A 19,952-nucleotide genomic window follows, 5' to 3' on the forward strand; every position below is an offset into this window, starting at 1 on the left:
GCAGTACGACCGCGGGCCCCAGGAGGGCTTCGGCGGCGGCGGCCAGGGCTTCGGCGGGTTCGGCGACATCTTCGAGACCTTCTTCGGGCAGGGCGCGCACCGCGGTGATGTTGCCGGAGTAGTCCATCCGGATCGGGCCGAGCACGCCCAGGCGCGAGACCTGGCCGCCCGCGGTGTTGTACCCGCTCGTGAGCACCGAGGTCTCCTGCAGCCCGAACGGCGCGTTCTCGCGGCCGATGCGCACCGAGATGCCCCGGGGGTCCGGGGTCATCTCGGCGAAGAGGCGCAGCAGCTCCACCTGCTCCTCGATCGCCTCGAGCACGGGGTAGATGCTGCCCGAGAAGTCCTCCTCGGTGCGGACGAGGTTCGCGGCGCCGGCCATGACCAGGCGGTCCTGCCGGTTGGCGCCGACCTGCTCGAGCAGGGTCTGCACGATCGGCGTCAGCACGTGGCGCCGCTCGGGGCTGAAGCGCTCCGCGACGGAGCCGAGCGTCTCGGCCGCCTGCTGGAGCCCGAGGCCCAGCACGGCCGTGTTGAGCTTCGCGCGGATCTCGCCGAGGAGCGCGTCGTCCACGTCCTCCGGGGTCTCGAGCACGCGCTGGTCGACCCGGCCGGTGTCGGTGATCAGCACCGACAGGAGGCGGCGGGGAGCGAGGGCGACGAGCTCCACGTGGCGCAGCCGCGCGGCTCCGAACGACGGGTACTGCACGAGCGCGACGCTGTTGGTGAGCTGCGAGAGCAGGCGGACGGTCTTGACCAGCACCTCGTCGAGGTCCGGGCTCTGCCCGAGGAACGTCTCGATCGCCTGGCGCTGCGCGGAGGTGAGCGGGCGCAGGTCGGCGAGCTGGTCGACGAAGAGGCGGTAGCCCTTATCGGTCGGCACGCGGCCGGACGAGGTGTGCGGAGCCGCGATCAGCTCCTCCTCCTCCAGCTGGGCCATCTCGTTGCGGATGGTGGCGGCCGAGACGCCGAACGCGTGGCGCTCGACGATCGACTTGGAGCCCACCGGCTCCCGGTTCGCCACGTAGTCCTGCACGATCACGCGCAGGACCTGGAGACCGCGCTCCGTGACCATACGACCGACCTCCCGCCGGACTCCGAGTGCCCGCGGGCACGACCGTCTGCGGCGCTGACGCCGCGCGGAGCCTGGCACTCCGCAACTCTGAGTGCCAATCATAACCGGGAGGCGGACCGCCCGGCGGGGTTGCGCGGGGATCGGCCGGGGTGCACTCCTGCAGGGCCGCGGGGAGGAGCCCCGTCATCCCCGAGGAGGAGGTCCCGCGCGGCCCGGTGCGGAGGGAGTCGCCGCATGCCACGATGGACGCCGAGCGCACGGGGGACGCCCGTCGCCGCCGCCGGAACGGAGACCATCATGTCGGCCACCCCTCCCCCGCCCCCCGTCTACGGGACCCCGGCTCCGCCGCTGAACCCGGCGGACGAGAAGACCTGGGCGATCGTCACGCACGTGACCGGCATCTTCTTCAGCTTCCTGCCCTCGCTGATCGTCTTCCTGGTCTTCAAGGGGCGCGGACCGTTCCTCGAAGCGCACGCCAAGACGGCCCTCAACTTCCACCTGACGACGCTGATCGCCTACGTCGCCGGGACGATCCTGTCCTTCGTCCTCGTCGGCTTCATCGTGTTCCTGGTCGTGCCGATCCTGGTGATCGTCTTCGCGATCATCGCCTCGGTGCGCGCCAGCGCGGGCGAGTACTACACGTACCCGCTCAGCATCCCGTTCTTCAAGTAGCCGCGGAACCGGGGCGGCCGTGCGCCTGCCGCCCCGGGATCCGGCCTCAGCCGTCGGTGAGGCGCCGCACGACCGCGTCGGCCAGCAGACGGCCGCGCAGGGTCAGCACGATCCGCCCCCGGAGCGCCGCCCGGCCGTCGACGAGGCCGTCGGCGATGAGCCCCGCCACCTCGCTGCGCCGACCGGCGTCGATCGAGTCGATCGGCAGCCCGTCCGCCAGGCGCGAGCGCAGCAGCACGTCCTCCACCCGCCGCGTGCCCGCGTCGAGCGTCTCCCGCCCGGCAGCGGGCGAGGCCCCGGTGCTCAGCCGGTCGGCGTAGGCCGCCGGGTGCTTCACGTTCCACCAGCGCACGCCCCCGACGTGGCTGTGCGCCCCGGGGCCGACGCCCCACCAGTCGTGGCCGAGCCAGTACGAGAGGTTGTGCCGGGAGCGGTGCGCGTCGTCGCGCGCCCAGTTGCTGACCTCGTACCAGGAGTACCCGGCCGCGGCCAGGCGCGCGTCGGCGAGCTCGTACATGTCGGCCGTGAGGTCGTCGTCCGGGGTCGCGACCTCGCCGCGGCGGATCTGCCGGGCGAGCTTCGTGCCGTCCTCCACGATCAGGGCGTAGGCCGAGAGGTGGTCCGGCCGGTTGGCGAGAGCGGAGTCGAGCGAGCGCTCCCAGTCGGCGAGGGACTCCCCCGGTGTGCCGTAGATGAGGTCGAGGCTGACCTGCAGGCCGGCCTCCCGCGCCCACTCGACCACGAGCGGGACCCGCTCCGGGTCGTGGGTGCGCTCGAGCGTGGCGAGGACGTGCGGCACGGCCGACTGCATCCCGAAGCTGACGCGGGTGAAGCCCGCCTCGGCCAGCGCGCGGAGGTAGGCGGCGTCGACGGAGTCCGGGTTCGCCTCGGTGGTGATCTCGGCGTCGGGCGCGACCCCGAAGTGGGTGCGGAGGCCGTCCAGCATCCGCACCAGGTCGCCGGCGGGCAGCAGCGTGGGCGTCCCGCCGCCGAAGAAGACCGTGCGGGCGGGGCGCCGGGGCAGGCCCGCGCGCTCGAGCACCTCGGCGCCGAGAGCCATCTCGGTGATCGCCTCGTCGGCGTAGTCCTGCTGCCTCGCTCCGCGGAGCTCGGTCGCCGTGTAGGTGTTGAAGTCGCAGTACCCGCAGCGGACCCGGCAGAACGGCACGTGCACGTAGAGGCCGAGGTCGCGCTGCTCCACGCCGTCGACGACGGACGCGGGCAGTCCGCCGTCGAGCGGAGCAGGATCGGCGATCGGGAGGGCGCTCCCCACGTCAGCTGACGCGCGCCGGCAGCAGCGCGCGCAGGTACTTGGCCACCTGGCGCTTCTGCACGGCGCGCAGCACCGGCGCGCCCAGGCGGTAGAGGCGGGTGGAGGGACGCGAGAAGACCCGGATGACGAGCCAGACCGAGTCGTCCGCGCGCTTCTCGACGACGAAGGACTCCTCGCCGCTCTCGGGGTGGCCCTCGAGAGTGCCGTAGGCGAAGCCGACCTGGTCGGGCTCGTCGACGACGTAGACCACGCGCACCGGGGCGTCGAAGACGCGGCCGAGCAGTGTCACGCGGAGCACGGCGGTCACGCCCGCGGTGATGTAGGGGGTGCCGTCGGGAGCGAAGTGCTCCTCCGTCGGCCGGCTGACGAGGTCGATCGGGGTGCCCGCGGCGTCGAAGTTGACCCCGGTGTACTGCACGCCGCTGCCGCTGGTGATGTCGGTCACCTCGATGCCGCTGCCGCGCTGCACGCCCCACGTCATCAGGGAGGCGGTGGTGATGGCGAAGCGCTCGTCGCCCGAGCCGAGCCGGGCCTCGAAGCGCTCGGCCGTGAAGCCGTCCGGCGGGTACTCGAGCAGGTCGGGGGCCAGAGTGCCGCCGACGGCCGCGTAGGTGACCTGCGGCTGGCCCTCGAAGTTGGAGCGGCGGATGCTCACGTCCCGACCTTCTTCCCGGACTCCTCGAGCGCGGCGCGCGTCGAGTCCGCGTGCCGGGTGGTGCTGTCCATCCGACCCAGCGTATCCGACCGTCGCCGCCCCGAGCCGGGAACGACGGAGGGCCCTCCCCCGCCGGAGCGGGAGGAGGGCCCTCGTCGTGGTGCGGGTCGGGTCAGCTGCAGGGCGTCAGCTTCGCCACGGCGTCCGAGAGGGTGCCGGTGCCGCCGAGGAGGACGACGCGCGTCGCTCCGCCGGCCTTGATGTCCTGCAGCACCTTGACCGGCACGCAGGTCGGGGGCACGGCGAAGAGGGGGCTCCCCGTAAGCCCGGCGGCCGCGGCTCCCGCCAGAGCGTCGGGGAAGTTCTCTCCGGTGGCCAGGAACACGGTCTTCGACCCGCGGGGGAAGGCCGCCAGGTTGAGCTGCTCCGAGGTGTCGTAGCGGTCGACCCCGCCGATGCGGTTGACGACCGGTCCGGCCGGCACCGTGAGGGAGTTCTGGATGCCGGCGCTGACCGACAGCTCGGATCCCGCGATGGTGAGCACCGGCGGCCGGAGCCGCGTCAGGATCCCGACAGTGGTCGGGTCGGCCGCCGGGAGGCCGCCGTTCACGAGGACGACGGGGGCGGAGTTCTTGCCCGCGGCGGCGGTGGCGCTGAGCGCGTCGGGGAACTTCTCGCCGGTCGCGAGCCAGGCCCCCTTCGGCGAGGTGCCGAAGGCGCTCTCGATGATCTTCCGCGACGTGTCGTAGCGGTCGGTGCCTCCGAGGCGGAAGACCCTCCCGTTCGCGTACTGGCCGAGGTCGGTCGCGAGGGCGTCGCTGACGCTGAGGTCGGAGCCGACGACGACGATCCGCTGGGGCTTGAGACGGGTGAGCTCGTCGCGCACGACCTGGCTCACAGAGTCGCGGTCGACCAGGAGGAGCGGGCCGCCCTGCTTCGCGGCGGCGGGACCGGCGCTGAGCGCGTCGGGGAAGTTCGCGCCGGTGGCGATGTAGACGACGGGGACGCCGGGGGTGTCGAAGGTCGCCTTCGAGATCTCGACGGCGGTGCCCTGGCGGTCGGTGCCCGCGAGGCGGACGACCTCCAGGCCGGTGCCCGGCGTCGGGGTGGTGGTCGACGGGACGACGCGCAGCGGCGCGCGCACGATGACACCGGTGCCTGCCGGCTGCTCGCCGCCGCGGCTGAGCCCCTTCACCTCGACGGACGGGGCGCCGAGCGGCGTCGTGTCGCTGAAGGTGAGGTAGCGGTCGAAGAACTCCTGGGTCGGGGTGATCGCGATGCCCCGGCCGTCCTGCACGACCTTGGGGACGGCCTTCAGGCGGCCACCGTCCTCCGTTCCGACCGTGGCGCTGAGGCCCGCGAGGTCGAAGAAGCCGGGGACACCGGAGTCGAGGACGATGACGTCGCCCGCGCCGGCCTCGGTGACAGTGCCGCCGCCGGCCCAGAATTCGCCGCCGGCGCGCTCGGAGGAGGTGGACGTCGACAGGTCGAGGTCGGCCTCCGCGGACCCGCTCGCAGCAGTCACCTGGAGGTCGGCGGAGAGGGCGAGGACGAAGCCGGTCCGGTCGACGCCGGCCGGAGCGTACGCGTCGTCCGCCTCGTCCTCGGCGCCGTTCAGGAGGAGCGAGAGCGAGGTGCCTCCGAAGGAGCCGGCGGCGCGTCCGATCGGGATCTGGATCGAGTTGGTGGCGGTGTCGACGACGGATTCGCCGCTCTCGAGGTCCGTCGCGGTGCTCCTCAGCTGCCACGTCACGACCCGGTAGCCGGGGTGCGACCACTCGGTGAAGGTGTCGGGAGCGGTGGAGTCGGGCAGCTCGACGGTCAGCGTGGTCGCGTCTGCGGCCACCGGAAGCGGCACGTCGGTGCCGAACCGGGCGCTGTCCGACCAGGAGTAGGGCGCGGGCGCGACCGGGATCACCTTGTTCGCTGCCGAGGCCGGTCCCGCCGCCACCAGCGATCCCGCTGCGACGGCCGCGATGCTCGCGAGCGCCGCCCCCGTCCTGATCCAGCGCTTTCTCGTGCTCGTAGGCACCACGGACTACCACCCTTCGTCATGGTGGAGGACCGGTCGTCGACGCTGCAGCCCCCCGTGCGGATCGATCTCGATCCACGGCCGCGTCCTGGCGTCCGAAAGCTATCGGTCCGCTGTGAGGCGCCGCAATCCCCGCGGACACGATGTCCCGGACGGGGGGTGCGTCACCCGTCCGGGAGGGGGGACGGGCGCCGGCGACGGGGCTCGCGCTACTTCTTGTCCTTGGTCTCGACGTCGCCCGAGAGCGCGGCGATGAACGCCTCCTGGGGGACCTCGACGCGGCCGACCATCTTCATCCGCTTCTTGCCCTCCTTCTGCTTCTCGAGGAGCTTGCGCTTGCGGGTGATGTCGCCGCCGTAGCACTTGGCCAGGACGTCCTTGCGCATCGCGCTGATCGACTCGCGGGCGATGATCCGGGCGCCGATGGCGGCCTGGATCGGCACCTCGAACTGCTGACGCGGGATCAGCTTGCGCAGGCGCCCCGTCATCAGCACGCCGTAGGCGTAGGCCTTCTCCCGGTGCACGATCGCGCTGAACGCGTCGACCTGCTCACCCTGCAGCAGGATGTCGACCTTCACGAGGTCGGCCTCCTGCGAGCCGGCGGGCTCGTAGTCGAGCGAGGCGTAGCCGGCGGTCTTGGACTTGAGGTTGTCGAAGAAGTCGAAGACGATCTCGCCGAGGGGCATGTGGTAGCGGATCTCGACCCGGTCCTCGCCCAGGTACTCCATGCCGATCAGGGTCCCGCGGCGGCTCTGGCAGAGCTCCATGATCGTGCCGACGTAGTCCTTCGGCGCGAGGATCGCGGCCTTGACGATCGGCTCCGTGACGGCGGCGATCTTGCCGACGGGGAACTCGCTCGGGTTCGTGACGGTGACGGTCTTCTTGTCCTCCGTCGAGACCTCGTAGATGACCGAGGGCGCCGTGGTGATGAGGTCGAGACCGAACTCGCGCTGCAGGCGCTCGGTGATGATCTCGAGGTGCAGGAGGCCGAGGAACCCGCAGCGGAAGCCGAAGCCGAGCGCCACCGACGTCTCGGGCTCGTAGACGAGTGCCGCGTCCGAGAGCTTGAGCTTGTCGAGGGCCTCGCGCAGGTCCGGGTAGTCGCTGCCGTCGATCGGGTACAGGCCCGAGAAGACCATCGGGAGCGGCTCGGTGTAGCCGGGCAGCGCCTGCGTCGCGGGCTTCGACGCCGTGGTGACGGTGTCGCCGACCTTCGACTGGCGCACGTCCTTCACACCGGTGATCAGGTAGCCCACCTCGCCGACCGCGAGACCCTGCGTCGCGACGGGCTCGGGGCTCGACACGCCGATCTCGAGGATCTCGTGCGTGGCGCGGGTCGACATCATCTGGATCTTCTCGCGCGGCGAGAGCTTGCCGTCGATCATCCGGACGTAGGTGACGACCCCGCGGTAGGCGTCGTACACGGAGTCGAAGATCATGGCGCGCGCAGGGGCGGAGGGGTCGCCGACGGGCGGCGGGATGAGCTCGGTGACGCGGTCGAGCAGCGCCTCGACGCCCATGCCGGTCTTGCCGGAGACGCGGAGGACGTCGTCCGGGTCGCCGCCGATCAGGCTCGCGAGCTCCTTCGCGTACTTCTCGGGGTCCGCGGCCGGCAGGTCGATCTTGTTCAGGACAGGGATGATCGTGAGGTCGTTCTCGAGCGCGAGGTAGAGGTTCGCGAGCGTCTGGGCCTCGATGCCCTGCGCCGCGTCGACCAGGAGGATCGCGCCCTCGCAGGCCGCCAGCGAGCGGCTGACCTCGTAGGAGAAGTCGACGTGCCCCGGAGTGTCGATCATGTTCAGGGCGAACGTGCGCCCGTCGCGCTCCCACGGCATCCGCACGGCCTGCGACTTGATCGTGATGCCGCGCTCGCGCTCGATGTCCATGCGGTCGAGGTACTGCGCGCGCATCGCCCGGTCCTCGACGACACCCGTGATGCCGAGCATCCGGTCGGCGAGGGTGGACTTGCCGTGGTCGATGTGGGCGATGATGCAGAAGTTGCGGATGGACGCCGGATCGGTCGCGGCGGGCTCGAGCCCGGAGTGTGCACGTGGAGACATCGTGGGACCAGTGTCCCATGCCCGGCGGCGGAGGCCGGGACCGGCGGCTACAGATCGAGTCCATAGGTGCGGGTGGGCTCGACGCCGGGCGGGTTCTCCCGCTCGCCGAGGCGGACGAAGCCCATGCTCTCGTAGAGGGCGTGCGCGGTGGTCATCAGCGTGCCGCTGTTCATCACGACCCGCTGGAGGCCCCGCTCGGCGGCGAGCATCACGACGAACTCGGTGAGCAGCCGCCCGAGACCCCGCCCGCGTGCCTCCGGGGCGACGGCGAGCAGCCGCCAGTCCAGCTCGCCGGGGCGGCCGAGCTCGTACAAGTTCGCGCCCGGGCGCGCAGTGGTGACCGTCGCGAGGATCCGCCCGTCGCCCTCGACGGCGACCCAGACCTCGCCCTCGACGTCGTGCCGGGCGACCGCGGCGACGTCGGCGGCGTACTCCTCCCCCAGCTCGTAGTCGTGGGCGTAGGCGGCGAGCCGCAGGCGCGAGACCTCGTCGTACTCCTGGGCCCGGACGCGCCGGACCAGCACCTCGGCGGCGCTCATCCGCGCACCGGGGCCGGGAGAGCGCGCAGCCCGTGCTCCAGCGCGGCGGGGTCAGCGGCGAGGCAGACGCGGATCCAGCCCTCGCCGGTGCGGCCGAAGGCGCTGCCGGGAGCGACGGCGACGAGGGTCTCGAGGAGGAACGACTCGACCCAGGAGGCGACGTCCCCGCCGGTCGCGTGCGCCATGTCGATCCACAGGTAGAACGCGCCCTCGGGCTCGCGGTAGGCGATCCCCCGCTCGTCGAGCACGCCCGTCGCGAGCCGCAGGTTGGCGAGGTAGTGGTCGGAGGCGGCGGCCACCGCGTCCTGCGGCCCGGTCAGAGCGGCGAGGGCGGCGCGCTGGTCCGGAGTGGCGACGCAGCTGATCGCCGCCTCCTGCACCGTGACCATGATCGACGTGAAGCCGGGAGGCGTCACGAGGTAGCCGACGCGGACGCCGGTCATCGCGTAGGTCTTCGAGAAGGAGAAGACGCTGAGGACGCGGTCGGCGTCGTCCCCGCGCTCCTGCGCGATCGCCGCGAGGCTCACGTGCGGGCGCCCGTAGGTGAAGTACTCGTAGACCTCGTCGCTGAGCACCCACAGGTCGTGGCGCCGGGCGATGTCGAGCAGGCGCTCGAGGACCTCCCTCGGGAACACCACGCCGAGCGGGTTGGACGGGCTGTTGACGATCAGGACGCGGGTCCGGTCCGTGATCAGGCGCTCGACCTCCTCGGGATCGGGGAGGAAGGCGTTCTCAGCGCGCAGCGTGTACGGCACGGGCACGGCGCCGATGGTCCGCGCATTGGTCGTGAAGACGGTGTAGCCCGGGTCGGGGATGAGCACCTCGTCGCCGGGCCCGAGCAGGAGCGTCATCGCCTGGTGCAGCGCCTGCGTGGCGCCGACGGTCACCCACACCTGCTCGACGTCCGCCTCGATGCCGTTGTCGCGCGCCAGCTTCTCCACGATGGCCCGCCGGAGCTCGGGCACGCCGCCGTTGGGCCCGTAGCGGGTGTCGTCGGCCGCCCACGCCGCTCGGGCCGCCTCGATGATGTGCGGCGCGGTCGGCACGTCGGGCTCGCCCACCGCGAGGAGCGTCACTCCGTCGAGCCGCAGTGCGATCTCGAACAGGTGGCGGATGCCCGAGGGCGGCACCGCGGAGAGGTGATCGGCGAGACGGGGCACCGGCGTCACGTTACCGGCGGGCCCGGACCGCGAGACGCCACGGCGGTCCGCCTCCCCCGGCGTGTCGCCCCGGCGGCCCCGACCCGGACGGCGCCGCACCCGCGGGCGCGGCGCGGTTGAAGGGTGACGACGGGTGCGCTAAAGTTCCTTGTTGGCTTGCGCTCCCCCTCCGGACACCCGGCAGGCGTGGAGTGATCAGAAGCCGGCGACCTCCAGTCGCACCGCAGGGCGTTCAGACGCCCGCGGAAGGGGCACTCCGTCGAGTAGCCGGCTGCACACACGCACATCCGAGAAGAAGGTAATCCACGTGGCAAACATCAAGTCGCAGATCAAGCGCAACCTCACCAACAAGAAGGCGAACGAGCGCAACAAGGCCGTCAAGAGCGAGCTGAAGACCGCCATCCGCTCGGTCCACACCGCCATCGCCGCCGGCGACACCGAGAAGGCCGGCACCGCCCTCGCCTTCGCCGCCAAGAAGCTCGACAAGGCCGCCAGCAAGGGCGTCATCCACAAGAACCAGGCCGCGAACCGCAAGTCGGCCATCGCGAAGCAGGTCGCCGCGCTGTAATACTGCGCGAAGCGGAAACGACGAAGGGTCCGGCCTCTGGCCGGGCCCTTCGTCGTTTCCGCTTCGCGGTCGACGGGCTCCTCGTGCCTCGTCGCCCGTCGCGCAGTCGGCTTCCGCGCTTGGTTGCGGTGGGAGGAGCGGGTTCCGTTCCGGGTACGTCGATCCGCTGACACGCGGATCGCCGGTGACCCTGCGAGGGCATCGTCCGGCTCTCGATCGGCTGCGGCCCGGTCGGCTACCGCGGAGGGTCGCGGGGGGAGGAGCGGAGAGCGTTTCGGGGTACGACGATCCGCTGACTCGCGGATCGCCGGTGACCCGCACCGATCTCGACGGGCTCCTCGTGCCTCGTCGCCCGTCGCGCAGTCGGCTTCCAGGGGTGGTCGCGGTGGGAGGAGCGGGTTCCGTTCCGGGTACGACGATCCGCTGACACGCGGATCACCGGTGACCCTGTGGGGTCGTCGTCCGACTCTTCGTCGGCCGCGGTGCGACCCTGCGAGGGGAGGTGATCCCCTCACTGCTGGTCGAGTTGCCGCGGAGCGGCGTATCGAGACACGCCGGGGACGAGGTCGGTGCGGATCGCGGGCGCAGGGCCTTTCGGGCGGGTCAGACGCCCCGGGCGGAGACGACGGAGACCATGCGCTCGAGGGCGTAGACGGGGTCGCGGGTGGCGCCCTTCACGTTGGCGTCGGCGTCGGCGACCGTCAGGATCGCGGTGCCGAGGCCCTCGCCGGTCCAGCCCTGCAGGTCGCGCCGGGCCCGGTCCACCTGCCACGGAGCGAGGCCCAGACGCGAGGCGACCTGGCCCGAGCCCTCGCGCGAGCCGGCGACCTTCGCCATGGTCCGCAGCTTGCTCGCGAACGCGGCGACGATCGGTACCGGGTCGGCGCCGGAGGCGAGGGCGTGGCGGAGCCCGAGCAGCGCCTCGCCGTGACGGCCCGCGATCGCGGAGTCGGCGACGGTGAAGGCCGTGGTCTCGACGCGGCCGCCGTAGTACTTCGCCACGGTCGCCTCGGTGATCTCGCCGGTGACGTCGGACAGCAGCTGCTGGCACGCCGACGCGAGCTCGTCGAGGTCGTCGGAGAAGGCAGACACCAGGGCTCGGACGGCACCGGTGGTCGCCGTGCGGCCGGCGGTGCGGAACTCGGCGATCGCGAAGTCGACCTTGTCGCTCTCGCGCTTGAGCTCGGCGCAGACGATCTCGATGCCGCCGCCCGTGCCCGAGCGGATGGCGTCGAGGAGCTTCTTGCCCCGGTTGCCGCCGCCGTGGCGGAGCACCAGGGTCGCCCCGTCCGCGGGCGCCGAGAGGTAGTCGAGGGTCTCGAGGAGGAACGCGTCCGTGCACTTCTCGACGTTCGAGACGCGGATGAGGCGGGGCTCGTCGAAGAGGGACGGGCTCGCGAGCGTCAGCAGCTCCCCCGGCGCGTAGCCGCCGGCGTCGATGTCGCTGACCTCGAGGCTCGGATCCTCGGCCCGGAGGAACTCACGGAGGAAGCGCAGCGCGCGGTCGGCGAGGAACTGCTCCGGGCCGGTGATCAGCACGATCGGCGCCGGCCGGGTCTGGTTCCAGGCGAGCTGCGGGATCGCCGCCTTCGAGGGCGCTGCCTTCGCGCGCGCCGGGGCCCTGCCTGCCATGCCGTGTCCTTCCGTGCCGCGCCCGTCCGAGCGCCCTCCACCCTACGGCCCGCTCACGGCGCCCCGAGGCCGCCGCGGGAGCCGTCGCGCCGCTCACCCAGACCGCGATCCCGTCGCTGCGGGACGCGAGCACGACCGTACCCTCGACATCCGACCTCAGCGCCTCGACCCCGCGCTCGGCCAGCAGAGCGAGGAGCGACGGATTCGGATGTCCGTAGTCGTTCTCCGCCCCGACGGAGATCAGCCCGACGCTCGCGCCGAGCGCGTCGTAGAGGGCGGGCGACTGGTCGGCGGAGCCGTGATGCGCGACCTTGACGACGTCGACCCGGCCGACCGGCAGCCGGGAGACGCGTCCCTGCTCCTGCTCGCCGAGGTCGCCCAGGAGCGCGACGGAGAGCGGGCCGCCGCGGGCGTCCGGGCCGATGTCGACCCGGAGGGTCACGCTCGCCTCGTTCCCCCGCAGCGCGCTCCGCCGCTCCGGCCACTCGACCCGCCAGCGCAGCGAGCCGAGCGCGCCGCTGTCGCCGCGGACCGCCTCCTGCACGGCGACCCCCGCGCCGGTGAGCGCCGCCCGGTCGCGCTCGTCGTCGCGGCCCGCGGCGGGCCCGACGAGCGCGGCGTCGGTCCGTCCGAGGACGGCCTGGAGCCCGCCGACGTGGTCGAGGTCGTAGTGAGTGAGCACCAGCAGCGGGATCCGGTCCACTCCCATCAGGCGGAGGCAGGCCTCGAGCGGTGCGGGCTCGGGCCCCGTGTCGACGAGCAGCACGCCCGCGTCTCCGCGGAGGAGGACCGCGTCGCCCTGCCCGACGTCGCACATCGCGACACGCCAGTCCTCGGGAACCGAGGCGGCGCGGAGGAGCGGCGTGGCGACGGTGGTGCCGCCGGCGGCGGCGATCGCGCACGCCAGCCCGACGGCGGCGACCCGGCGCACCCGCGCGAGCCGCGGCGACTGCGTGACCAGCACGAGGGCGAGCAGGGTCAGCACGGTGAGCGTGAGCGCTCCTCCTACTCCGGGCCACCAGGCGATCCTCGGGGCGGGCCACGAGTCGACGGCGCGGGCGATCGAGGCGATCCACCAGGCGGGGACGGCGGCGAGCCGGATCGCAGCGTCGGCGGCTCCGGGCCACCAGGGGGCGAGCAGGCAGCCGATGAGCCCGAGCCCGGTCGCGGCGGGTGCCGCGGGCTCGGCGAGCAGGTTGGCGAGCACTCCGTACACCGGCACCGACGGGTCCACGAGCAGCAGCACGGGCTGGCAGGCGAGCTGCGCCGCGGTCGGCACCGCGAGCAGCAGGGCGAGAGGCCGGGGCAGCACTCGACCGAGAGCGCCCGCGATCGGCTCGGCGAGCAGCAGGAGTCCGGCGGTGGCGAGGACGGACAGCACGAAGCCGAGCCTCCCCGCGATCGAGGGGTCGGCGGCCACGAGCACGACGACGGTCGCGAGCAGGGCGGGCACGGCCGCTCCGGAGCGACGCCCGAGCCGCGCGAGGAGGACCACCGTCGCCATCACGGCGGCCCGCACCACGCTCGGCTCGGGGGTCACCAGCACCACGAAGCCGGCGAGCAGGGCGAGGGCGGCGACGGTCCGGAGGCGGCGCCCGGCGCCGAGGAGCGCCGCGATCGTCCAGCCGGCGACCACCACCACGGCGCAGTTGGCGCCCGAGACGGCGGTCAGGTGGGTGAGCGACGCGGTGCGCATCGCCTCCTCGAGCCCCGCGTCGAGCGCGGACGTGTCGCCGGTCGCGAGGCCCGGCAGGAGCCCCGCCACGTCGCCGCCGACCAGCGCCGCGCGTTCGAGGAAGCGCGAGCGCAGCACCTCCGCGACGGCCGCCGCTCCCCCGGGACCGCGCCGGTCCTGAACGGACGCCGCCCTCAGCATCGTCGCCTCGCCGACGGGCGCCTCCTGCGCCGCAGCACGCGCCTCCAGGTCGAGCTCGGCGCCCACCGGCAGCCGACCGCCGGGATCGGCGAGCAGCACGCGGACGGGGGCCGCGGTCGACGCGTCTCCCACCCGCAGCGCCGTCGCGTCGAACCACACTCCCCCGGTCGCGAGCGGTCGGGCACCCGTGTCGACGCGCACGGTGACCGGGGTGAGGGCGCGATCCTCCTGTGCCTCCCGCAGCGACGCCGGGTGGTCACCGGGCGCCGCGGCGACGACGGAGGTGAGGGCGAGGGCGGCACCCGCGCCCCCGACGAGCACCGCTCCGACCAGCCGCCCGCCGAGGCCGCGCCGGAGCAGGACGCACGCCGCCCCGAGCAGCACCCAGCCCGCGGCGCACCACGAGAGGCCCCCGTCGAGCACTGCCGCGACCGGCAGCATCCCGGCCGCCCACGCGGTGGTCCAGGCGGCCACCGCTGCCGGCAGGAGCCGCAGGTCCGCCGCCCGCACGCTCCTCACGGCGCGACCTGGTCGCGGAACGCGGCGAGCGTCTTCTCGCCGATCCCGGGGACCTCGAGCAGCTGGTCGACGGAGGAGAACTGGCCGTTCGCCTCCCGGTGGGCGACGATCTTCTTCGCGGTCGCCGGGCCGATCTCGGGCAGCTCCTCCAGCTGGGCCGCCGTCGCCGTGCTCAGGCTCAGCACGGATCCGGCGGCGGAGGCTCCTCCTGGAGCGGATCCGCCCGGAGCCGCTCCCGCCGCGGCCGGCGCCGCTCCCACGGCCGGCACGACGATCTGCTCGCCGTCCACGAGCCTCCGGGCCAGGTTGACCGCCGCGCGCTCCGCCGACTCCTGGAACCCTCCGGCGGCGGCGACCGCGTCCGCCACCCGCGCCTCCGGCGACAGGACGTACAGCCCCGGAGAGGCGACCTCCCCGGCCACGTGCACGTACAGCGACTCGACCGCCGCAGCAGCGGGCGCGCTCGTCGACACGGTGGGCTCCAGGACCCGCTGATGACCGCTCGACCGCGCTCCCGCGAGCAGCACCGCGACCACCGCGGCGCCGATGACGAGCACGACCGCCGCTCCCACTCCCACGCGCCAGCGCGGGCGGGCGCGGCGGGGCCGCAGCAGCGCCGTCAGCTGCTCGTCGTCCGTCCCGCTGGTCTCTGGCATCTGCCGACGGTAGGACCCGCGTCACCGCCCGGCGCGGCCGCCGACACCGATCCGGGGACAGCCCGCCGGATCGCCTCCCTGTGGAGGAGAGAGCAGCACCGGCGCAGGACGGACGACGGGGCCCCTCCTGCGAGAGGAGGAGCCCCGTCGGGACGGATCGGCGGCTAGACCGCCTTCGTCACCAGGTTCACCAGGCGCGGCGCCCGCACGATCGCCTTCACGACCTCGCGGCCGACGAGAGCCCGGGCGACGCCGGCCGTGGCCCGCGCCTTCTCCTCGAGCTCGTCGGAGGAGATCTTCGGCGAGACCTCGAGCCGGTCGCGGACCTTGCCGTCGACCTGCAGGATCGCCGTGACCTTCTCCTCGACCAGCAGCGACGGGTCGGCCTTGCGCCACAGCGCGTGCGCGACGGTGCCCTCGTAGCCCAGACGGTGCCACATGTCCTCGGCCGTGTACGGCGCGAACAGGTTGAGAGCCATCGCGACCACCTCGACCGCCTCGCGGACCGCGGGGTCCCCGGCCCCGGCACCCGAGTCGACGACCTTGCGGGTCGCGTTGACGAGCTCCATCAGCCGCGCGACCACGACGTTGAACTTGAACGCCTCGATCAGCGACGGGGACTCCGCGAGGAAGCGGTGGGTCTGGCGGCGCAGAGCCGCGTCGCCCGACTTCCACTCGACGTCGGGCCTCGAGGTGACGTCCTTCGCCAGGCGCCAGGCGCGGGCGAGGAACTTCGCGCTGCCGCCGGGCGAGACGTCGGCCCAGTCGATGTCGTCCTCGGGCGGGCCGGCGAACGCCATCGTCAGGCGCACGGCGTCGACGCCGAACTCGTCCAGCTGGTCCGAGAGGCGGACGATGTTGCCCTTCGACTTCGACATCGCCGCGCCGTCCATCTGCACCATGCCCTGGTTGAGCAGCGCCGTGAAGGGCTCCGTGAACGACACGTAGCCCAGGTCGAACAGCACCTTGGTGATGAAGCGCGCGTACAGCAGGTGCAGGATCGCGTGCGTCACGCCTCCGACGTACTGGTCGACGGGCGCCCACTTCTCGGCGAGCTTCGGATCGAAGGCCTGCGTGTCGTCCTTCGGCGAGAGGAAGCGGAGGAAGTACCACGAGGAGTCGACAAAGGTGTCCATCGTGTCCGGGTCGCGGCGCGCGGGCGAGCCGTCCACCGGGTGCGGCACGTTCACCCAGTCCTCCGCCGCTCCGAGCGGCGACGAGCCCTTCGGCTGCAGGTCGAGGCCGTCGGTGGAGGGCAGGACGACGGGCAGCTGGTCCTCGGGAACCGGCACGAGCTCGCCGTCGGCTCCGTGGATGATCGGGATGGGGGTGCCCCAGTAGCGCTGACGCGAGATCAGCCAGTCGCGCAGGCGGTAGTTCTTGGCCGAGCGGCCGCGGCCGCGCTCCTCGAGCATCCTGATGACGCGCTCGATGGCGGTGCGCTTGGAGAGCCCGTCGAGCGGCCCGGAGTTGATCAGGCGGCCGTCGCCGGTCAGCGCCTCGCCGGTCGTGGCGGGGTCGAGCGAGTACTCCTTCTCGAGCGCGGCCAGCTCCTCCGGGTCCTCCGGGATGACCGGGATCGCCCCGGTGACGGAGGCGTTGGTGTCGACGACCACGCGCACGGGCAGGTCGAAGGCGCGGGCGAAGTCGAGGTCGCGCTGGTCGTGCGCAGGCACGGCCATGACGGCTCCGTGGCCGTAGTCGGAGAGGACGTAGTCGGCGGCCCAGATCGGCAGCCGCTCGCCGTTCACGGGGTTCACCGCGTAGCGGCCGAGGAACACGCCGGTCTTGGGGCGGTCGGCGGTCAGGCGCTCGATCTCGCTCGACTTCTGCACCGTCTCGAGGTAGCTGCGGAACGCGTCGCGGATCGCGGGCTCGGAGCCCTCGACCAGCTCGGAGGCGAGGTCGGAGTCGGGTGCGACGACCATGAAGGTCGCCCCGTAGAGCGTGTCGGGGCGCGTGGTGAAGACGGTGACGCGCTCGTCGCGGCCCTCGATCTCGAACTCGACGTCGGCGCCGATGGAGCGGCCGATCCAGTTGCGCTGCATGGCGATGACCTTCGACGGCCAGGACCCCTCGAGCTGGTTCAGGTCGTCGAGCAGGCGGTCGGCGTAGTCGGTGATCTTGAAGTACCACTGCGTGAGCTTCTTCTTGACCACGACCGCGCCGGAGCGCTCGGAGGTGCCGTCCGCCAGGACCTGCTCGTTCGCCAGGACCGTCTGGTCCACCGGGTCCCAGTTGACCCAGCTGTCCTTGCGGTAGGCGAGGCCCTTCTCGTACATCTTGAGGAACAGCCACTGGTTCCACTTGTAGTACTCGGGGTCGGAGGTGTGCAGCACGCGGTCCCAGTCGAAGGACGCGGCGTAGCGCTTCATCGAGCGCTTCTGCTGCTCGATGTTGTCGTAGGTCCAGGTGACCGGGTTCAGCCCGCGCTTGATCGCGGCGTTCTCGGCGGGCAGGCCGAAGCTGTCCCAGCCGATCGGGTGGAGGACGTTGAAGCCCTGCTGGCGCCAGTAGCGCGCGATCACGTCTCCGAGCGCGTACGCCTCGGCGTGGCCCATGTGCAGGTCGCCCGAGGGGTACGGGAACATGTCGAGCACGTACTTGCGGGGGCGCTTGTCCTCGGGGTCGTCCGTCGCGAACGGGCGCGTCTCCTCCCAGATCGGGAGCCACTTCTCCTGGAGCGCTCGGAAGTCGTAGCGCTCCTCGTCGCTCGCGCCGGTCTGCCGGGAGGTGTCTTCTGCCACAGGTGCTTCTCACTTCTGAAGGAGGGGGAGAACGCGCACGCGTGGGCGGCTGCGTTCGACCATCAACCCTACTGGCCCTGCGCGCACGGGAGACGAACGCGGCGCCCGCTCACTCCTCGGCGGCGCCCAGCACCGCGAGGAGCGCCCGCGCCTTCAGCCGCGTCTCCTCGACCTCCTCCTCCGGCACCGAGAGCGCGGTGATGCCGCCGCCGGTCCCCAGGCGGGCGCGCTCGCCGTCGAGCACGAGGGTGCGGATGGTCATCGCGAGGTCCAGCGAGCCGTCCGAGCCCAGGCGGCCGAAGGCGCCGGAGTAGACGCCGCGGGGACCGCCCTCCCACTCCCGCAGCAGCTCCACCGCCCGGCGCTTGGGCGCTCCCGTCATCGAGCCGGCCGGGAAGAGGGCTGCGATCAGCTCGGCGATCCCGACGCCCGGCGCGCGGCGGGCCGAGACCTCGCTGACCAGCTGGTGGACGTGCGGGTAGCTCTCCACCTCGAGCAGGCGGTCGACGACGACGGAGCCGGGGGCGGCGATCCGGGCGAGGTCGTTGCGGACGAGGTCCACGATCATCACGTTCTCGGCCCGCTCCTTCACGCTCGAGACGATCTCGTCCCGGAGCGCGCGGTCCTCGTCGGCGTCCCGGCCCCGGGGGCGCGTGCCCTTGATGGGATGCGTGGCGACGCGTCCGTCGGCCCCGCCGGTGAGGAACCGCTCGGGCGAGGCGCTGACGAGCGCGAGCGGGTCGAGGCGGATCAGCCCGCCGTGATGGCTCGGGCTGGAGCGGCGGAGGCGACGGTACGCCTCGACCGGATCGAACCGGCCCTCGACGACGATCTCGTCGGTGAGGCAGAGCTGGTAGGCGTCCCCCGCGCGGATGGCCTCCTGGCAGCGGCCGATCAGCGCCGTGTACTCGGCGGCGGAGTGGCGGCGGACCGGGTCGCCGGCGGGCTCGGGATCCGCGGGGTCCGCGGGTGCGGGCGCGCCGACGAGCTCGAGCAGGCGCGCGGTGAGCTCCTGCACGTCGCCCGTGGCGACCAGGCGGACGGTCCGGGTGCCGTGGTCGAACTCGAGCACGGGGTCGCCCCGGAGCAGGGCGAGGGCCGGCGGATCCGCGGGGCCGGTCGGCGCCGAGGGCAGGGAGACGGAGGCGGCTCCCGCCTCGTAGGAGATCCAGCCGTAGCGGCCGAGCGCGCGGTCGCCCGCGGGGGCCTCGTCGTCGACCGCGGCGAGCGCCGCCGCCACGTCGCCGCCGGCCTCGACGAGGAGCACGTCCCCGCGGGCGCACGCGCCGAGGTAGGAGCGGCCGCTCGTCGCTCCGAGGCCCGAGTCGAGCCAGAACGACGCCTCGGCCGTGGCGAACAGGGCGTGGTGCGCGAGCTCCGGATCGACCCAGGGCAGCTCGATCGAGCGGACGTGCCGATCCTCCGAGACCACTGGGCTAGCGTAGGCGGTCGTGGACGGCGAGCAGGTTCGGGAGTGGGACGGGCGGGCCCTGACGAGCGTTCCCGAGCCGCCCGGCACCTCCCTGGACGCGGCCGACTCCTGGCTGGTGGACGAGGGACGCGTCCGCGGGCTCGACCTGCACCGCGAGCGGTTCGCCGCCTCCGTCGCTTCGGCGGGCGGGCACCCGGACGTCGAGCCGTTCCTCCACGCCGCGATCGCCGCCCTGCCCCGCGAGGGCCGCTCCTTCCCCCGCGTCGAGCTCTCGGGAGGCGCCCTGCGGCTCCGGCTGCGATCCGCCCCGCCGACGACCCGCTCCGTGGTGCTGTGGACGAGCCCCGTGGATCCGCGCCGGACGCCGTCCTGGAAGGGGCCGGACATCGCACGTCTCGCCCTCCTACGGACGCGCGCGCACGCCGCGGGAGCGGACGAGGCCGTGCTGCTCGACGCCGAGGGCGCCGTCATCGACGGAGCGAGCAGCGCGATCCTGTGGTGGCTGGGCGATGCGCTGGTCATCCCTCCGGCGACGAGCACCCGCGTGCGCAGCGTGACGGCCCGCACGGTCTCGGTGCTCGCCGGCGCGCTCGGCGTGGACGTGATCGAGGCCCCGGCCGAGCCGGAGTCGCTCGAGGGCCGTGAGGTCTGGACGGCCAACGCCCTGCACGGTCTGCGGCTGGCGACCGCCTGGGCGGACGGACCGGCGCTCGCCGCGGAGCCGGGCCGCCTGGACGCCTGGCGGAAGCGGCTGGACGCTCTCAGGCGGCCTCTCCCGGCGCTCTGACCCGCGGAGGACCTCAGCTCCCGCGCGTCCCCCAGACGGAGGGCCCCCGTTCCGGTCGCAGTCGTGCGTCCGCCGTGCGAGCATCGAGTACCCCCTCTTCCGGCCCCCGCCGGCCACTCGAGAAAGTCCTGCGATGACGCGTTCCCCCTCCCCCCCCCCCCCCCCCCCCTCGCCCACCCCCCCACCCCCCACCCGCGCCCCCCCCCCCCGCGCTCCCCCCGCCCCCCCCCCCCGGCACCCCCCCGCCCCCCCGCCGCCCCCCCCCGGCG

At 73.2% G+C, this 19,952-nt stretch carries 15 protein-coding genes; 3 read left to right on the plus strand and 12 right to left on the minus strand.

The window, feature by feature from the left end; all coding sequences use genetic code 11:
* Positions 1–1,075, minus strand: a 1,075-nt coding sequence (hrcA, locus tag C5D36_RS15950; protein WP_104296243.1) for a heat-inducible transcriptional repressor HrcA, incomplete at its 3' end; no start/stop codon positions are given.
* A 234-nt stretch (positions 1,076–1,309) separates the two neighbouring features.
* On the opposite strand from hrcA, the gene C5D36_RS15955 reads away from it, so the two are divergent.
* Positions 1,310–1,747: a DUF4870 domain-containing protein gene (locus C5D36_RS15955; RefSeq protein ID WP_244229439.1), complete on the plus strand. Its 438-nt coding sequence runs from the start codon at positions 1,310–1,312 to the stop codon at positions 1,745–1,747.
* A 46-nt stretch (positions 1,748–1,793) separates the two neighbouring features.
* Here the strand turns inward: C5D36_RS15955 and hemW are convergent, their stop codons facing one another.
* From hemW to C5D36_RS15985, 6 genes are all read right to left on the minus strand, one after another.
* Positions 1,794–3,020, minus strand: a complete 1,227-nt coding sequence (hemW, locus tag C5D36_RS15960) for a radical SAM family heme chaperone HemW (protein ID WP_104292949.1) — start codon at positions 3,018–3,020, stop codon at positions 1,794–1,796.
* A gap of 1 nt (position 3,021) precedes the next feature.
* The gene (locus C5D36_RS15965) at positions 3,022–3,675 is read right to left on the minus strand and encodes a DUF1990 family protein (RefSeq protein WP_244229440.1); all 654 of its coding nucleotides are present in this window, start codon (positions 3,673–3,675) and stop codon (positions 3,022–3,024) included.
* 172 nt (positions 3,676–3,847) lie between these two features.
* Positions 3,848–5,710 carry a cell wall-binding repeat-containing protein gene (locus C5D36_RS15970; RefSeq protein WP_104292948.1) on the minus strand — a complete coding sequence of 621 codons (1,863 nt, stop codon included), beginning with the start codon at positions 5,708–5,710 and terminating at the stop codon, positions 3,848–3,850.
* A gap of 206 nt (positions 5,711–5,916) precedes the next feature.
* Positions 5,917–7,767, minus strand: a complete 1,851-nt coding sequence (gene lepA, locus C5D36_RS15975) for a translation elongation factor 4 (RefSeq protein ID WP_104223127.1) — start codon at positions 7,765–7,767, stop codon at positions 5,917–5,919.
* A 47-nt stretch (positions 7,768–7,814) separates the two neighbouring features.
* Positions 7,815–8,306, minus strand: a complete 492-nt coding sequence (locus C5D36_RS15980; protein WP_104223126.1) for a GNAT family N-acetyltransferase — start codon at positions 8,304–8,306, stop codon at positions 7,815–7,817.
* On the minus strand, positions 8,303–9,466 hold the full coding sequence (locus C5D36_RS15985; RefSeq protein WP_104248213.1) for a pyridoxal phosphate-dependent aminotransferase: 1,164 nt from the start codon (positions 9,464–9,466) through the stop codon (positions 8,303–8,305). The genes C5D36_RS15980 and C5D36_RS15985 overlap by 4 nt, the downstream gene beginning before the upstream one ends.
* A gap of 307 nt (positions 9,467–9,773) precedes the next feature.
* Here C5D36_RS15985 and rpsT point away from each other — a divergent pair, with 307 nt between their 5' ends.
* A complete protein-coding gene (rpsT, locus tag C5D36_RS15990) occupies positions 9,774–10,034 on the plus strand; it encodes a 30S ribosomal protein S20 (protein WP_097165711.1) in 261 nt (86 codons plus the stop codon).
* A 603-nt stretch (positions 10,035–10,637) separates the two neighbouring features.
* Here the strand turns inward: rpsT and holA are convergent.
* The 5 genes from holA to pabB all read right to left on the minus strand — a co-directional run bounded on the left by holA (position 10,638) and on the right by pabB (position 18,896).
* Positions 10,638–11,615: a DNA polymerase III subunit delta gene (gene holA, locus C5D36_RS17255; RefSeq protein ID WP_244229664.1), complete on the minus strand. Its 978-nt coding sequence runs from the start codon at positions 11,613–11,615 to the stop codon at positions 10,638–10,640.
* On the minus strand, positions 11,515–14,061 hold the full coding sequence (locus C5D36_RS16000; RefSeq protein WP_146076986.1) for a ComEC/Rec2 family competence protein: 2,547 nt from the start codon (positions 14,059–14,061) through the stop codon (positions 11,515–11,517). Before C5D36_RS16000 ends, holA begins: the two co-directional genes overlap by 101 nt.
* The gene (locus C5D36_RS16005) at positions 14,058–14,717 is read right to left on the minus strand and encodes a ComEA family DNA-binding protein (protein WP_104296246.1); all 660 of its coding nucleotides are present in this window, start codon (positions 14,715–14,717) and stop codon (positions 14,058–14,060) included. The genes C5D36_RS16000 and C5D36_RS16005 overlap by 4 nt, the downstream gene beginning before the upstream one ends.
* Before the next feature lie 164 nt (positions 14,718–14,881).
* Positions 14,882–17,464 carry a leucine--tRNA ligase gene (leuS, locus tag C5D36_RS16010; RefSeq protein ID WP_104234466.1) on the minus strand — a complete coding sequence of 861 codons (2,583 nt, stop codon included), beginning with the start codon at positions 17,462–17,464 and terminating at the stop codon, positions 14,882–14,884.
* Positions 17,465–17,573: 109 nt separating this feature from the next.
* Entirely contained in the window at positions 17,574–18,896 is a 1,323-nt protein-coding gene (pabB, locus tag C5D36_RS16015) for an aminodeoxychorismate synthase component I (protein WP_104296247.1), read from the minus strand.
* 19 nt (positions 18,897–18,915) lie between these two features.
* On the opposite strand from pabB, the gene C5D36_RS16020 reads away from it, so the two are divergent.
* A complete protein-coding gene (locus tag C5D36_RS16020; RefSeq protein ID WP_258062970.1) occupies positions 18,916–19,683 on the plus strand; it encodes an aminotransferase class IV in 768 nt (255 codons plus the stop codon).
* Positions 19,684–19,952 lie beyond the last annotated feature (269 nt).

The sequence above is a fragment of the Rathayibacter sp. AY1C6 genome, assembly GCF_002931535.1.
GTDB lineage: Bacteria > Actinomycetota > Actinomycetes > Actinomycetales > Microbacteriaceae > Rathayibacter.